This is a genomic window from Bhargavaea sp. CC-171006, assembly GCF_009761675.1.
GTDB lineage: Bacteria > Bacillota > Bacilli > Bacillales_A > Planococcaceae > Bhargavaea > Bhargavaea changchunensis.
Genome location: NZ_QUZH01000004.1, coordinates 81,576 through 97,540, shown reverse-complemented (window position 1 = coordinate 97,540; position 15,965 = coordinate 81,576). Strand labels below are relative to the sequence as shown.

The following is a 15,965-nucleotide window of genomic DNA, read 5'->3' as shown; positions in this document are numbered from 1 at the left end:
TGAGGGGAGGATCCCGATATGGAACCGATATTAAAGACGGAAAACCTGACAATCCGATTTGGCGGTCACACCGCCGTGGATCATGTGAACTTCACCCTGCCGCCGAACGAATTCAAATCGGTGATCGGGCCGAATGGCGCGGGAAAGACCACTTTCTTTAACCTGATCAGCGGCGAACTCAAGCCGACAGAAGGCAGTGTTTATTTCAAGGGGCGGCTGCTCGACGGCCTGTCACCTGTTGAGAGGACCCGGCTCGGCCTCGGGCGGTCATTCCAGATCACGAACGTCTTCCCGAACCTGACCGTTCTGGAAAATGTCCGGCTGGCTGTGCAATCAAGGGAAGGGGTACGGTACAACCCGTTCCGGCACTTCAGTTCTTATAAGAAGTTCATGGAGGAGTCGATGGAGATTTTATCGACTGTCCTGCTTGACGGCAAGGCGGACGCCATTGCAAGCCAGATTTCCCACGGCGAAAAGCGGAAGCTGGAGATTGCCATGCTGCTGGCACTGGATACGGAAGTGCTTCTTCTGGATGAGCCGACCGCCGGCATGTCACTGGAAGAGGTGCCGTCCATCCTGAATGTCATCCGCAACATAAAGGAAGGCGGGAACAAGACCGTCCTCCTGATCGAGCACAAGATGGACATGATCCTCGATTTGTCGGATTCCATCATGGTGCTGTTCAACGGAAAACTTCTTGCGGACGGGACACCGGAAGAGATCATGCAGAACGAGACTGTACAAAATGCGTATCTGGGAGGGATGCCTCATGAGCAGACTGCTCACGCTTGAGAACGTCCACACTCATATCGGCCAGTATCACATCTTGCAGGGGGTCTCTCTGACCGCGGAAGAGGGCGAGGTGACGGTACTTCTCGGCCGCAATGGCGCCGGGAAGACGACGACACTCCGCACGATCATGGGGCTGTCTCCGGCCACATCCGGCACGATCCATTATAACGGGCAGGACATCACGAAGCTTCCGACCTTCTCCATTGCCAACGGCGGCATCGGCTATGTGCCCGAGGATCAGGCGGTCTTCACGACACTCACCGTCGAGGAGAACCTGAAAGTCGCAATGCGAAAAGAAGACGAAGCTGCAATGGCACGGCAGGATTATGTGCTGACCCTGTTCCCGGATCTGAAAAAGTTCTGGAAGAAGGAAGGCGGACACCTGTCCGGCGGCCAGAAGCAGATGCTTGCGATGGCGAGGGCATTTGTCAATGACAACAGGCTCATGCTGATCGACGAACCGTCCAAGGGGCTTGCCCCGATCGTGATCGAATCTGTGATGGAGGCGATCCGGGAGATGAAAAAACAGACGACGATCATCCTGGTCGAACAGAACTTCTCGATGGCTGCGGGAGTCGGGGACACCTACACATTGATCGATGACGGGGAGACCGTCCAGAGCGGGCGGATGGAAGAATTGGTGCGCGATGAAGAACTGAAGCGGACCTATCTGGGAATCGCCTGAAAGGAGGCCATGTAAATGGATCTATTATTGAATCTAACAGTCAACGGGCTGGCCACGGGCATGCTCATTTTCCTGCTTGCCGCGGGGCTGACACTGATATTCGGTCTGATGAGCGTCCTGAACTTTGCCCATGGCGGGCTGTTCGCATGGGGAGCCTTCAGCGGGGTCTTCTTCTACGGCGTGACCGGAAGTTTCCTCATCTCCGTCATCGGAGCCGTGCTGACGGGCGTCGTCCTCGGCTTTATTACTGAAAAGCTGATCATCAAGCCGGTGTACGGCAACCACGTGCAGCAGATCCTGATTACTCTCGGCTTCATGCTGGTGTTGTCGGAGATGCTGAAAGTCGTCTTCGGACCAAACCAGATCGCGGCAAAAACACCGGATTACCTTTCTGGAAGCTGGGAGGCGGGCGGTGTCATTTTGATCAAATACCGCCTGTTCATCATTCTCGTCGGACTGCTTGTATTCGCCGTCGTCCAGTTTATCCTGAAGCGGACGAAGATCGGGCTGGTCGTCAGGGCCGGCGTCATCAACAAAGAGATGGTGCAGGCGCTCGGTATCGACATCAACAAAGTCTTTCTCTACGTGTTCATGGCGGGTGCCGGGCTCGCGGCATTGGCAGGCGCGCTCATGGCCCCGTATTCGGGTGTGGTATACGCGGAGATGGGACTTGAGTTCGCCATACTCGCCTTTATTGTCGTCGTGATCGGCGGTATGGGCAGTTTCCCGGGCTCGCTTCTCGCGGCAATCCTCGTTGGGCTGGCAGGAAGCTATATGGCTTATTTCGTCCCATCTCTGTCTCTCGCGGTGAACATGATCCTGATGGCGGTCGTGCTCATCTTCAGGCCACAGGGACTCTTTACGGCAAAGGAGGCATGACCGATGATATCCAAACTTCAAGGAAAAAACTTCTGGCTGATCGTCATTGCCGCGGTGCTTGCCGCCTTCCCGCTATTCTCGGATTCCAGGACGATGACCATTTTGCTGACCCAGATCTTCATTTTCTCAATCCTTGCGATGAGCTATGACATCCTGCTAGGCTACACCGGTATCGTCTCATTCGGCCACGCGATGTTCTTCGGGGTAGGCGCCTATACGACCGCCGTCATCCTCGACCGGATGGAGCCGACGCTCGGCATGTTCCTCCTGTCGATCGCAGCGGGCATGGTAATCGCGGGCATCATAAGCTTTATCGCGGGGCTCCTCACGCTGAGGCTGAAAAGTCACTTTTATGCCATGTTCACCTTGGCGCTTTCCGGCCTGTTCCTGGTCGCTGCCGAGAAATGGCGGACGGTCACGAACGGCAATGACGGATTTACTTTCCGAGCGCCTGAGTTTTTCCAGGATCGCACGATGTTTTACCTGACCGCACTCATTTGCCTGATCCTTGTCTATCTGCTTCTGTCCCGTTTTGTTGCGTCACCGATGGGACGTGTCCTGATTGCGGTAAGGGAGAATGAGCAGCGGACCGCCTCGCTCGGATACAAGACCCTTCACTATAAAGTGACGGCGTCTGTTGTTGCAGGTATCTTTGCAAGCCTGGCCGGGTCGCTCTATTCGGTTTCTCTCCGCTTCGTCAACACGAGCGTCATGACGATGGACATCACGCTGGATGCGTTGCTTATGACAATCATCGGGGGCGTCGGCACCCTGATCGGCCCGATCCTCGGGGCCACGGTGATTGAGTTTGCCCAGCATTACCTGTCCGGGCTTGCACGGGACTACCCGATTTTCGAACGGTGGATCATCTTCTTCGGAATCGTCTATATTCTGGCGGTGATCTTCTTCCCGCAGGGGATTGTCGGATGGTTCCGGCAAATTCGGGCGAAGCGCAGTGGAAAGCGGGCTGCTGCTATTAAGGCAAAGCAGCCGGTCCTGAAGGCGAAAGCGGAAGAGAATGGATAAAGGAGCAGAGCCATGGCAGTCGGAATCTTAAGCACGGGCATGTATATCCCGGAAACTTACTTTGATGCGGAGCAACTGGCGGAGATGACAGGCATTCCGGAAGAAGTGGTCCGGACCAAACTTGGCATCAACCGGATTCCGGTTCCCGGGAAGGACGATCACACGGCGGCCATGGGCATCCGGGCGGCACGGGAGGCGATCCGCAAAGCGGGGATCGACCCGAAGGAAATTGACCTCATCATCTATATCGGAGAAGAGCATAAGGAATATCCGCTCTGGACCGCAGCAATCAAAATGCAGGAAGAACTTGGGGCTCACCATGCCTGGGGGTTTGACGCGGCGATGCGATGCGGGACGACCATCATGGCGATGAAGGTGGCTGCTGCCCTCATGGAGTCGGATCCGGATATCGGGACGGTGCTGCTTGCCGGAGGGTACCGCAACGGTGATTTTATTGACTACCGCAATGAGCGGACACGGTTCATGTTCAATCTTGCGGCCGGAGGCGGAGCAATGATCCTCCGGAAGGATCTGGGGCGCAACACCGTTCTTCAGGGCGAAATCATCACGGACGGCTCATTTTCCGAAGACGTCGTCGTGCCGGTCGGGGGAACGATGCAGCCGCTGACCGAAGAATCGCTCCGTGACGGCCTGTACCGCCTGGACGTACTGGATCCGGAAGGGATGAAGATGCGGCTGGAGCAGCGGTCGATGGAGAACTTCCTGAAGGTGATCCGGGGGTCTCTGGCGAAGAGCGGCTATACGGATGCCGATATCGACTATCTCGGCATCCTCCATATGAAACGGTCCGCCCACGACTATGTCCTCGGACAGTTGGGCCTGGGCGAAGAGCAGTCGGTCTACCTGGACGACTATGGCCATATCGGTCAGTTCGACCAAATCTTGTCCCTTGAGCTCGCGCAGCAGCAGGGAAGACTTAAGGACGGAGATGTCGCTGTTCTGGTCAGTGCAGGGATCGGCTATGCCTGGGGGGCTATGACAGTCAGGTGGGGGCCGGAATGAAGGGGAGGAATAATGGATGGCGTTAAAAAAAGTCAAGCTTGGGAACGGCGAGACGATCACCTACAGGGAGCGGCCGGGGGGCGAAGAAGTCATCGTGCTGGTCCACGGAAACATGACATCGTCGCAGCACTGGGACATCCTGATCGATTCGCTCGATCCGCTGTACACGGTCATTGCTCCGGATCTAAGGGGGTTCGGCGGATCATCCTACAATCAGAGGATCACATCCATCAGGGATTTCTCGGAGGACCTGCATGATTTTACGCAACAGCTTGGCCTCGACACGTTCAGCCTGGTCGGCTGGTCGACGGGGGGAGCGGTGGCGATGCAGTTCACCGCAGATCATCCGGAACCGGTGCAAAAACTGGTCCTCCTGGCATCCGCCTCGACACGGGGATATCCGTTTTACGGGGTGAAGCCGGACGGGAGCACGGATCTTGAAAACCGTCTCCGGACCATCGAAGAAATCGAGGCGGATCCGGGCAAGACGAAGCCGATGCAGGGTCTGTACGATACGGGCAACCGGGAAGGGCTGAAAGCGGTTTGGAATGCGGCGATCTATACAAAACGGCAGCCGGATCCCGAACGCTATGAAGCCTACGTCGACGACATGCTGACACAGCGGAACCTGGCGGACGTGTACCACGCGCTGAACACATTCAATATCAGCGCTGTCCACAACGGCGTGACGCAAGGGACGGATCAGGCGAAGGATATCCGGGTGCCCGTGCTGGTCCTTCGGGGTGACCGCGACCTGGTCGTCACCAAAGAGATGGCCGATGAAATCATGAAAGACCTCGGGAACAACGCATTGTTCGTCCCCCTGGAAGATAACGGGCACTCCCCGCTAATCGACGACCTGGACGGACTGAAACAAGCGATCGAATCATTTTTGGCGGAGAAGGTGAAGCAGCATGAGGCTTGAGGGAAAGACAGCCATCATCACCGGCGGAGCGAACGGAATCGGTCTCGCCGCCGGCAGGCGGTTTGCGGAAGAAGGGGCAAGGGTCATACTGGCTGATTTTGACGAACAGGCGGGCCGTGAAGCGGAAGAGCAGCTGAAGGCTGACGGCCTGGATGTTGGATTCATCCGTGTGAATGTCGCGGACAGGGAAAGCGTCGACCGGATGGTGGAAGAGACGCTGAACGCCACCGGCAGGATCGATGTGCTGGTCAACAATGCGGGCATCACGCGCGACGCGACGCTCATGAAGATGACGGCAGAGCAGTGGCAGCAGGTACTCGATGTCAACCTGACCGGTGTTTTCAACTGCACGCAGGCCGTCGCTGCACACATGACGGAACGGGGAAGCGGCAAGATCATCAATACCTCTTCGGTAAGCGGCGTCTACGGCAACTTCGGGCAGACCAACTATGCCGCTACCAAGGCAGCCGTTGTGGGCATGACGAAGACATGGGCAAAAGAGCTCGGCAGGAAGGGCATCAACGTCAATGCCGTCGCTCCGGGCTTCACTATGACGGCAATGGTCGCAAAAATGCCGGAAAAGGTAATTGAGCAGATGAAGGGCGGCATCTCGCTCAGGCGTCTCGGCCAGCCGGAGGATATCGCCAATGCATACCTGTTCCTCGCGTCTGATGAATCCGCCTATGTGCACGGCCATGTTCTTCAGGTGGATGGCGGGATCATGATGTAACAAAAGGAGGAGAGCGGAATGTACACGGATCACGGATGGATCATGAAGCGGGCGGAAATCACGCCGGACAGCACGGCACTGATCGATGTACATACCGGACAGCGCTGGTCCTACAGGGAACTGGCCGTTCGTACGGCCGGCTTTGTGGAAACGTTCCATTCAGCCGGACTCCGGAAGGGAGAGAGGGTTGCGGTACTGTCCCACAACCGGATCGATCTGTTCGCCATACTGTTTGCCTGTGCAGGCAGGGGGCTGATCTATGTTCCGATGAACTGGCGGCTCAGCGAGGGAGAGCTCCGGTACATCGTGGATGACAGCGGGCCGTCGCTGTTGCTGCATGATGATGAACATGCCGGCCGGGCAGCCGGGCTTGGTGTTCCGGCCATACCTCTTGATTCCGTACCATCGGCATCCGTGTACCCCCTCTCAGAAAAGGTGGCCTGCCGCCCGGATGATCCGTGGATGATGATCTATACGGGAGGGACGACCGGGCGACCGAAGGGTGTCGTGCTGACTTTCCAATCGGTCAATTGGAACGCCCTCAACACGATTGTCAGCTGGAGCCTGTCGGCACGCGACCGCACACTCAATTACATGCCGCTGTTTCATACGGGCGGTCTGAATGCGCTCAGCCTTCCGATTCTGATGGCCGGAGGTACTGTCGTCATCGGACGGAAGTTTGATCCGGAAGAGGCAATTCGTGCACTGAATGAGTACCAGACCACCATTTCCCTCTTTGTTCCGACGATGCACCAGTCGATGCTCGACACCGATCTGTTCTGGGAAACTGACTTTCCGACTGTGGACGTTTTCCTTTCAGGAGGAGCACCGTGCCCGCAGACGGTGTATGACGCGTACCGGCGAAAAGGTGAGCGCTTCAAGGAAGGATACGGCATGACTGAAGCCGGACCCAATAACTTTGTCATCGACCCGGATACAGCGATGAAAAAGCGGGGGGCCGTCGGCAAGAGCATGCAGTTCAACGAAGTCCGTATTGTGGATTCGAAGGGGCGGATATGCCGTCCGGGCGAGGTCGGAGAACTCCATCTTCGGGGCCGGCACCTGTTCTCCCATTACTGGAACAATGAGGAGGCGACACGTGAAGCGCTGAAGGACGGCTGGTTCAGCACGGGAGACCTTGCCACCCTGGATGAAGACGGGGATTGCTTTATCGTAGGCCGAAAAAAGGAGATGATCATCTCCGGAGGGGAAAACATCTACCCGCAGGAAGTCGAGCAATGCCTGATCGGCCATGATGGAGTCAAGGAGATTGCGGTCATCGGCATCCCCGACAGGAAATGGGGAGAGCGCGTCGTGGCCTTTATCACAGCCCATCCGGCAAACGTGCCGAAAACCGAGGAACTGCTGCGGCACTGCGCACAGACCTTGGGCAGCTACAAGATTCCGAAAGATTTCTTTTTCATACAGGAGCTGCCTAAGACCGATATCGGCAAGATCGACAAAAAGAAGCTGGCCAAGATGGCAAAGGAATTGAAAAAAGAAGAGATGCAGCACCCGGGTCAGAGCGGATGACCCGGGTGCTTTTGTGTTCCGCACGTACATATTCTTCAGACTCAGGAGGCTAATCTTCAAACTCGGGCAATGAATCTTCAAACTCAGGACGCTAATCTTCAAACTCAGGAGACTAATCTTCTAACTCAGGCGATGAATCTTTAAACTCAAAGCTCTTTCCGAAAATACTCGTAGCCTCAACCATCATCCATCTTAACCCTCCCTTTACGAACTTCAACAACAGCTTAACATTCTGAAAACATTCGGGCGTTACGATGAAAGCGGAGTTAATCACAGGAGGTGCTTCGGATGAAAGTGGACCTGCATATGCACTCGGTGTTTTCGGATGGTGAACGGACGCCGCGCGGACTGATGGATCTGGCGGCGATGCAGGGGCTTTCCTGCATCGCCATCACGGACCATGACTCGGTGGGCGCCTATGTGGAAGCGAAGGCTCATGAAGAACGCACAGGCGTCCGGGTGATTCCGGGGATCGAACTGAACACTTACGGGCCGAACGGAGAATTGCATATCCTCGGTTATGGATTTGACCCGGAACATCCGCTGATGAAGGCGCACTGTGAGTGGCGCCGTCAGGAGAGGGAGTCATGGAGCCGCAAGATCGTCCGCCGCCTGAACCGGATGGGCTACGACATCTGCTGGGAAGACTGCCGTTCAAAGGCGGAAGGCGGCGTGATCGTGCGGACGCATATTGCCAAGGTCCTTGTGGAGCACCGGTATTTTCATGATGTGGAAGAAGCGTTCGACCGGCTCCTTTCATCCGGAAGCCCGGGCTATGTCGAGCGCGAAACGTTTTCATCCGAAGAGGCGATCGCCCTGATCCATGAGTGCGGCGGCTTCGCCTTCCTGGCTCATCCCGGCATCTACCGGTTCGGTTTCAGCATTGACCGTGTCGTGGATGAAGGGCTCGACGGCATTGAAGTGTATTATTCCGGCCATTCCGAACTGGAGACCGTCCAGTGGTGGGCGGAGTCGGAGCGGCTCGGACTGCTGAAGAGCGTGGGCAGCGATTTCCACGGAGAAGCATCAAGGAATCCGCAGTTGCCGGGTTCGGTCGATTATGACCAGGATGACGTCCACGGCTGGCTCGAGCAGGTCCTGCCGGGAGAGGAGGTGGCCCGATGAGCAGAGAATGGTACGGTTCATCCACGCTTTTCTGGGGCGGAACGATCCGCCAGATCGCGGACAAGTTCAGCGCTGCAGGCCTCGGCGGTGTCGAACTGTGGGCGGAGCAGTTCCGGTTTTCCGGGTTCCGGGTGAATGCGGTGAAGGAAGTGCTCGGGGAAGCAGGCCTGGGGCTGACACTGCATGCGCCAAGCTGGGATTTGAACATGTGCTCGCTGAATGAAGGTATCCGTGAGCAGTCCTTATCGGAGATCGAGCGCTCGGTCGCACTCGCAGCAGACCTCGGCGCGGAAGACGTGACGATCCACCCCGGCCGGATTACGGTAAATGAACGCTGGACAGAATGGCATCTCGAGAAAATCGAGCAATCGCTAGACCGGCTGGAGCAAATCGCCATCCGGGAGGGGGTGCCCCTGTCAATCGAGATGATGGAAGACAGGGACGGGGAACTGGTCACCGGACCTGAAACGATGAACCGGCTTGTCCGGTATCGGTCGGCGTTTATCACGGTGACGGTCGATACCGCACATGTGCCGTTCTCCCGTTCTCCGTTTATCGAGATGAGCGCGCTCTGCCGGGTGGGCAAGCTCCATGTCAGCGATGCGACGGCCAACCGGTTCCATGTCCCGCTGGGCAAGGGCAAGATTGATGTGAAACCGGCTATCCGCGCCGCCGCCGAACGCGGGATCATCAGGGTGATTGAAGGTTTTGATTACCTCGGGGAGTCGGGGATGCTCGAAGAAAACGTGGCATACCTGAAAAAGAACGGGTTGTTCGGAATGGAGGAAATCACTTATGAGATTTCTCGTGACGAATGACGACGGAATCTTTGCGCCCGGCCTGGCCGCTGCCGTGGAAGTGCTCCAGCATTTCGGTAAAGTCGCGGTCGTCGCTCCGGACGGGGAACGGAGCGCGGCGAGCCATTCCATCACGCTCCGGAAACCGCTGAAGGCGGAGCGGATGACGATTTTCGGCGGCAATGTCCCGGCTTATGCGATTGTCGGCGGCACGCCGGCGGACTGCGTCAAGCTGGCGCTTGGCGTCTTGTTTGAAGAAAAACCTGACTGTGTGGTCTCCGGCATCAACGCGGGAGCCAATATCGGCAGGGACATCCATTACTCCGGGACAATCGGCGGAGCGAGAGAAGGAACACTTTCCGGAATTCCGGGTGTGGCGATTTCGCTGGATCGTTCGGATGCGGCGGAGCCCGATTTCGGGGCGGCGAAAGGCCTGTTTTACACGGCGCTGTCCAGCCTCAGAAAAGAGGAGGCGCTCGAGGGGCTTCTGAACATCAACCTGCCCGCTATTCCGGAATCGGCCTGCCCGGGAATCGCGGAGGCGGTGCCGGATTTTTCCCTGGACCGCTACCGCCACATGACGGCCGACCAGCCGGAGGGCGGAGTTCTCTACTGGCTTCGTGACCGGCAGGCATGGCTTGAACCGTCACGGCCAGACAGTGATTTTCATCTGCTTCGCGAAGGATATATCACGGTTTCGAAGATCGGCCTTGCAGCCGGTCATGAGGAAAATCAGATCACAACGATTGGGGGAAAACAGAGATGAAAATTAAAAAGACGATGCTTACGATGGGCGTTGCGGCAAGCCTGATGCTTGCTGCATGCTCGGGAACGGATGCCGAATCGGAGGCAGTCAATTCAGGGGAAGACGGCGGCGCAAGCAGCACGCTCGACTTCTACACGTCCCAGCCGGACACCGATGCGACCGCACTGGTGAATGCGTTTAATGAGAAGCATCCGGAAGTGGAAGTGAACGTCTTCCGGTCCGGTACGGAAGAAGTCATCGGAAAGGTGCTGGCCGAGGAGCAGGCCGGAGAAATCCAGGCCGATGTCCTGCTTGTTGCCGACAGTGTGACTTTCGAGGGCCTGAAGGAGCAGGATCTTCTGGAGCCTTACGAATCGGAAGAAATTGAAGCGATTCCCAAAGACTTCATTGATCAGGACCATACATATACGGGAACGAAAGTGATGGCAACTGTTCTTGCCGTCAATACGGAAAAAGCGGAACAGCTGCCGGATTCATGGAATGTACTCACGGAAACAGCCTCAAAAGATGAGGCAGTCATGCCGAGCCCGCTATACAGTGGGGCGGCTGCCTACAACGCCGGGGTCTTCACCCGCCAGGACAGCTTTGGCTGGGACTTCTATCAATCGTTGAAGGAAAACGGGACATCAGTCGTCCAGGGGAACGGCGCGGCACTGAAGGCCGTGCAGGCAGGTGAAAAGACATACGGGATGGTGGTTGACTACATTGTCGCCAACGCGAAAGCGGAAGGGTCTCCGGTAGACCTCGTTTATCCGGAAGAGGGCGTCCCGGTCATCACGGAGCCGATCGGCATGATCAAGGATACGGACAATGAAGATGCGGCAAAGGCATTCATCGATTTTGTCCTGTCTGAAGAAGGCCAGAAGCTTGCGTCGGAACTTGGATACACGCCGATCCGGACAGGCGTCGAAGCACCTGAAGGGCTGAAATCCATCAATGAGATGAACGTCCTGTCCGCGCCGCTTGACGAGCTTAGCAGCGGCCGTGAAGACGATAAGCGCGAGTTCAAGGAGCTGTTCGGAGAATAATGGGGGCGGTCCGATGACACAGATCACCCTGAATGACGGTGGGCGGCAGGCGGCTGGGGCCGGACGCCGCTCTTCTCTGTTGCGGCATGTTCCGGTATGGCTTTCGGTGCTGCTCGTCACGCTGCTTTTTGTCCTCCCGGTCATCCGCCTGTTTTATATGAGCTTTGTTGAAGAGGGTGGCATATCGCTCGCGCATTACCGCTCGCTTCTCAGTGAAACCGGTACTTGGACGATGTTCCTGAACACGCTGATCGTCACGGCAGGTTCAACAGTGCTTTCCCTTGCGCTCGGCGTAACGACGGCATGGCTCACCGCCTATACGGACATCCGGATGAAGAAGGCGCTGCAGGTGTTCATTCTGCTGCCATTCATCATTCCAAGCTATATCGTCACGATTGCCTGGACACAGCTGGCCTCGGACGTCCCGTTTGCAGACATCAACCTGTACAGCATGGGCGGCATCATTTTCGTCCTCGGAATCACCCACTATCCGCTTGTCCATCTGTTCACGGCGAATGTGCTCCGGCGGATCCCGAAAGAGCAGGAATGGGCGGCAAGGGCGGTAGGGGGCGGACGCCTCACCGTGCTACGCCGCGTGACGCTGCCGCTAGCGCTTCCGGGAATCGTCAGTGGTGCGATGATCGCGTTCCTGTCGAACCTCGACAACTTCGGAATCCCGGCATTTCTCGGCATCCCGGCGAACATCACAGTATTAAGCACCGCGATCTATCAGGAAGTCATCGGCTTCGGTCCCGGGGCATTTTCCCGGGCAGCCGCGCTGTCGGTCATCCTGGCTATTGTTGCGCTCGCCGGAACGCTGTTTCAATGGATGCTTCTCAGGAAGTCGGCAACGGATGGGACATCGGCTCCGGACACGGAGCCCAGGATCCGTCTCGGAAAAAAACGTTCGTTTGTGGAGGCGGCGATCTGGCTGTTCGTGCTCGGCACCGGAATCGTGCCGCTCCTGTCCATGCTGAAGACTTCGGTCATCCGGGCATACGGTCTGCCGTTCATTCCTGACAATCTCACGTTGGAGCATTACCGATATGTCCTGTTCGAATACGGAAAGTCGTTTGCGGCCATCGGCACCAGCCTGAAGCTTGCGGTTGCCGCTTCGCTCATCTGCCTCGTTTTCGGAACGGCAATCGCGTATTTCCGGACACGCAGGCCGGGAGGGGCCATGCGCTATATCGAGCTTTCGGCCGGACTGCCGTATGCGCTTCCTGGAATCGTGCTCGGCCTGGCGATGATCTTCGCCTGGATGGAGCCCGTCCCCGGATGGAATCCAGGCATTTACGGAACCGCCTGGATCCTGCTGATTGCCTATGTCACGCGGTTCATGGTGCTTCAGGTGCGCGGCAGCATGACCGCGATGGCGCAGGTATCGCCTGACATGGAAGAGGCAGCCCGCATCTCGGGCGCCGGAGCCTCTCAGAAGTGGCGGAAAATCCTGCTGCCGCTTTTGTCCGGCGGCATTCTGAGCGGGGCCCTTCTGGTTTTGCTGACGTCGCTGACCGAACTGACCGTCTCGTCGCTGCTCTGGTCAAGCGGGTCCGAGACGATCGGCATCATCATCTTCAACTTTGAGCAGGCAGGCTATACGACCCATTCGACCGCCTATTCGGCCGTCATCTTGTTCCTGATGGTGGCAATAGCGGGCCTGGCTTTTCTGGTGCTGCGGATCTGGAAAAGGAGGCTGAATACACCATGAAAACAGAACTGACCGGCATCCGGAAAACATTCGGGGAGACGGATGCGCTGAAAGGCATCGACCTGGAGATCGGCGAAGGGGAATTTGTTGCCATCGTCGGGCCTTCGGGTTGCGGCAAGACAACGCTACTCCGGCTGATTGCCGGATTCGAGACTCCTTCTGCGGGAGAGATTCGGATGGGCGGACGAACGGTCGCCGGCGCGGGTATTGCCGTTCCGCCCGAAAAACGCGATCTCGGAATGGTGTTCCAGTCGTTCGCGCTCTGGCCGCATATGACGGTCAGTGAACAGGTCGCCTTCCCGCTCCGCCATCACCGGTTCATTGATCCCGCGCTGAAACACGATGCGACCGGACGGGTCCGGCAGATGCTTTCGATGGTCGGCCTCGCCCAATACGGCAGCCGGATGCCATCGGAACTGTCTGGCGGCCAGAAGCAGCGGGTCGCCATCACCCGAGCACTGGCGCCGAACCCGTCACTATTGCTTATGGATGAGCCGCTCTCGAGCCTCGATGCCCGGCTCCGGCTCGAACTGCGGAATGAGATTCAGACGATCCACCGCCAGACAGGCACCTCCATCGTCTACGTCACGCACGATCAGGATGAGGCACTGGCGATGGCAGACCGGATCGTCGTCATGAACGGCGGCAGGATCGAACAGGCCGGACCTCCGGAAGAAATCTATTCGCGGCCGGAAACCCCGTTTGTCGCGACATTTATCGGAAAAGCGAACCTGATTCCGGGCGAATGGAGGGACGGCCGCTTCCATCCGTTCGGCAGTCCGGAAATCGCCTGGGCCGTTCCGGATGTCGCACCGGCCTTCCGTGACACCGGCCTATGCCCGCTCCGTCCGGAACAGCTGGCATTCGGCACCGGGGAAGGCATCAGAGGAACGGTGCGGAATGTGCTTTATCAGGGAAGGGAAATCCATTATACAATCGATGTCGGCCAACAAACGGTTGACCTGGTCACGGGCCTTGCCGGCCGGCTGTCCGCAGGCGACCCGGTCGTCCTGCAATACAGAACAATCCCTGTGGGGTCATCCCAGGCAATGAATGAAATGGAATATCGGTAAAAGGCTGTCCCGTGAGAGGGGCGGCCTTTATTATTTTTCCAGTGTAAAATAGTCTGAACGACCCGAAATGGCGTGTGAAATGCAGGAATCCAACATGAACACGGAGAATAGTTTTAATTATCTAACAGCGCAAAGGGAGCGAACGCTATGTTCATGCCAGAAGTGGTCGTCGAATACGGTAAGACACAGCCGGAGAAAATGTATACGTCATTCGGGGGGAGGGAGTGGACATACGGGGAGTTCAGGAAGAAGGCGGAGCGGGTCGCCGCTTATTTCCAGCGGCAGGGTTACCAGCCGGGTGATGTGATCGCCCTTCTGGCGGGGAACTCGGACTCGTTTGTCGCCGCCTATTTTGGCGTGCAGCTCGGCGGATTCATCCTCATGCCGGTCAATACGAAGCTGACGGCGCGGGAAATCGGCTATATCTTCGAACATTCCGAAGCCAAGTCGCTGATAGTCGATGAATCGCTTAGAAAGACGGCGGACGATACGGGTGTCTCTTTCAAAGAAGTGTTGGAGATCGGAGGTTCCGGTGAGTTCGATGCCATCCTGGAAGACTCGTCTCTTGCCCCCGAGCCGGTGGAATTTAATTCGGATGATACGGCGGTCATCATGTATACCTCGGGAACGACGGGCAAGCAGAAAGGTGTCATGCTGACACACCGGAATCTTCTGGAGACGGGGGAGATCTGGGCAGAGGCGATGGACGTCACGGCAAATGACCGGATGCAGATCACGACACCGCTGTTCCACTGCGCTGCAAGCCATGTGTTCATGAACGCGGTATCGGTAAGCGGCGGCTCGCTCATCATCGAGACGGCGTTTTCGCCGGACCGGACGGTCAAGACACTGGAGGAAAGCCGGGCGACGATGTTCTTCGGCGTGCCGGCGATGTTCGCCATCCTCCTGAACCGCCCGGATATCAGGGATCTCAATGTCCCGGATCTGCGCCTGTTCTGCTATGGCGCGGCACCGATGCCATATGAGCTCGTGAAAAAGCTGAAGGAGATATTCCCGGGCGTGAAGGTCCAGAACCTGTACGGCCAGACGGAGAATACGCCTGCCGCGACCACACTGAAAGACCATTACGCCCTCGATAAGATCGGGTCGGTCGGCGAGCCGCTTCCTAGGACAGAAGTGCGTGTCGTCGATGAAGAGGGGCGCACGCTCCCGCCGGGCCAGGTGGGGGAAATTGTCGTCAAGGGCCCTCAAGTCATGAAAGGCTACCTGAAAAATGAGGAAGAGACCGCCCGCACCATCCGTGACGGCTGGATGTATTCGGGTGACCTTGGGCGCACCGATGAAGACGGACTGCTTTACATCGTCGACCGCAAAAAAGACATGATCATCCGCGGCGGTGAAAACATCTATCCGCTGGAAGTCGAGGAAGTACTGTTCCAAATCCCGGAAGTGCTTGAGGCCGCTGTCGTCGGCGTCCCGCATCCGGTTTACGGTGAGGTGCCGAAAGCATTTGTTGTGGTCAAGGAAGGAAAGAGCCTCACTGAGGAGAAAATCATCGAATATTGCGCGGAGCAACTGGCGAAATTCAAACTCCCGGCGGAAGTTGAGTTCCTGGATATCCTCCCACGGAACGCTTCGGGCAAGGTCCTGAAGCACACACTCAGGCCGAAAGCGGAAGAAGCGAAAGCATGATGAATGAAGAAAAGGACCGGCGGATGCCGGTCCTTTTTAATTTGATATGCGACTCAGCAGAGTATGTAAACGTCTCACCAGTTCCGTAGTTCTGGAGCTCTCATTAATCAAATCAGGAAAAAAGCTTCCTTATTAAAATGGACCGTCTGTGTCAAAGAAAAGCGACAAACCCAATGGGTAAATTTCTTTGCTTTATCTTATCGTTTACTATTTATATAA

At 57.0% G+C, this 15,965-nt stretch carries 15 protein-coding genes; all 15 read left to right on the top strand.

Translation table 11 applies throughout. The annotated features are described in order from the left end of the window. The first annotated feature begins 18 nt into the window (after nucleotides 1-18). Nucleotides 19-792 (top strand): ABC transporter ATP-binding protein, encoded by a 774-nt coding sequence (locus DZC51_RS01960; RefSeq protein WP_157293691.1) that lies wholly within the window; start codon nucleotides 19-21, stop codon nucleotides 790-792. Continuing rightward, the gene (locus DZC51_RS01955) at nucleotides 770-1,477 is read left to right on the top strand and encodes an ABC transporter ATP-binding protein (protein WP_157293690.1); all 708 of its coding nucleotides are present in this window, start codon (nucleotides 770-772) and stop codon (nucleotides 1,475-1,477) included. The genes DZC51_RS01960 and DZC51_RS01955 overlap by 23 nt, the downstream gene beginning before the upstream one ends. A gap of 15 nt (nucleotides 1,478-1,492) precedes the next feature. Then, a complete protein-coding gene (locus tag DZC51_RS01950; protein ID WP_157293689.1) occupies nucleotides 1,493-2,356 on the top strand; it encodes a branched-chain amino acid ABC transporter permease in 864 nt (287 codons plus the stop codon). A 3-nt stretch (nucleotides 2,357-2,359) separates the two neighbouring features. Further along, a complete protein-coding gene (locus DZC51_RS01945; RefSeq protein WP_157293688.1) occupies nucleotides 2,360-3,382 on the top strand; it encodes a branched-chain amino acid ABC transporter permease in 1,023 nt (340 codons plus the stop codon). Between the two features lie 12 nt (nucleotides 3,383-3,394). After that, the gene (locus tag DZC51_RS01940) at nucleotides 3,395-4,405 is read left to right on the top strand and encodes a 3-oxoacyl-ACP synthase (RefSeq protein ID WP_157293687.1); all 1,011 of its coding nucleotides are present in this window, start codon (nucleotides 3,395-3,397) and stop codon (nucleotides 4,403-4,405) included. A gap of 16 nt (nucleotides 4,406-4,421) precedes the next feature. Then, the gene (gene phaZ / locus DZC51_RS01935; RefSeq protein ID WP_157293686.1) at nucleotides 4,422-5,330 is read left to right on the top strand and encodes an intracellular short-chain-length polyhydroxyalkanoate depolymerase; all 909 of its coding nucleotides are present in this window, start codon (nucleotides 4,422-4,424) and stop codon (nucleotides 5,328-5,330) included. Beyond that, a complete protein-coding gene (gene fabG, locus DZC51_RS01930) occupies nucleotides 5,320-6,060 on the top strand; it encodes a 3-oxoacyl-ACP reductase FabG (RefSeq protein WP_157293685.1) in 741 nt (246 codons plus the stop codon). The genes phaZ and fabG overlap by 11 nt, the downstream gene beginning before the upstream one ends. A gap of 18 nt (nucleotides 6,061-6,078) precedes the next feature. Next, the gene (locus tag DZC51_RS01925; protein ID WP_157293684.1) at nucleotides 6,079-7,593 is read left to right on the top strand and encodes a class I adenylate-forming enzyme family protein; all 1,515 of its coding nucleotides are present in this window, start codon (nucleotides 6,079-6,081) and stop codon (nucleotides 7,591-7,593) included. Between the two features lie 288 nt (nucleotides 7,594-7,881). Further along, nucleotides 7,882-8,718, top strand: a complete 837-nt coding sequence (locus tag DZC51_RS01920) for a PHP domain-containing protein (protein WP_157293683.1) — start codon at nucleotides 7,882-7,884, stop codon at nucleotides 8,716-8,718. Further along, nucleotides 8,715-9,536: a sugar phosphate isomerase/epimerase family protein gene (locus DZC51_RS01915; RefSeq protein ID WP_157293682.1), complete on the top strand. Its 822-nt coding sequence runs from the start codon at nucleotides 8,715-8,717 to the stop codon at nucleotides 9,534-9,536. The genes DZC51_RS01920 and DZC51_RS01915 overlap by 4 nt, the downstream gene beginning before the upstream one ends. Further along, complete coding sequence (gene surE / locus DZC51_RS01910; protein WP_157293681.1) at nucleotides 9,514-10,281, top strand: 5'/3'-nucleotidase SurE; 768 nt, start codon at nucleotides 9,514-9,516, stop codon at nucleotides 10,279-10,281. The genes DZC51_RS01915 and surE overlap by 23 nt, the downstream gene beginning before the upstream one ends. Continuing rightward, the gene (locus DZC51_RS01905) at nucleotides 10,278-11,309 is read left to right on the top strand and encodes an ABC transporter substrate-binding protein (RefSeq protein ID WP_157293680.1); all 1,032 of its coding nucleotides are present in this window, start codon (nucleotides 10,278-10,280) and stop codon (nucleotides 11,307-11,309) included. Before surE ends, DZC51_RS01905 begins: the two co-directional genes overlap by 4 nt. 13 nt (nucleotides 11,310-11,322) lie before the next feature. Continuing rightward, nucleotides 11,323-13,020: an ABC transporter permease gene (locus DZC51_RS01900; RefSeq protein ID WP_157293679.1), complete on the top strand. Its 1,698-nt coding sequence runs from the start codon at nucleotides 11,323-11,325 to the stop codon at nucleotides 13,018-13,020. After that, a complete protein-coding gene (locus DZC51_RS01895; protein ID WP_157293678.1) occupies nucleotides 13,017-14,093 on the top strand; it encodes an ABC transporter ATP-binding protein in 1,077 nt (358 codons plus the stop codon). The genes DZC51_RS01900 and DZC51_RS01895 overlap by 4 nt, the downstream gene beginning before the upstream one ends. A gap of 147 nt (nucleotides 14,094-14,240) precedes the next feature. Continuing rightward, entirely contained in the window at nucleotides 14,241-15,746 is a 1,506-nt protein-coding gene (locus DZC51_RS01890) for a class I adenylate-forming enzyme family protein (protein WP_157293677.1), read from the top strand. Nucleotides 15,747-15,965: the final 219 nt, after the last annotated feature.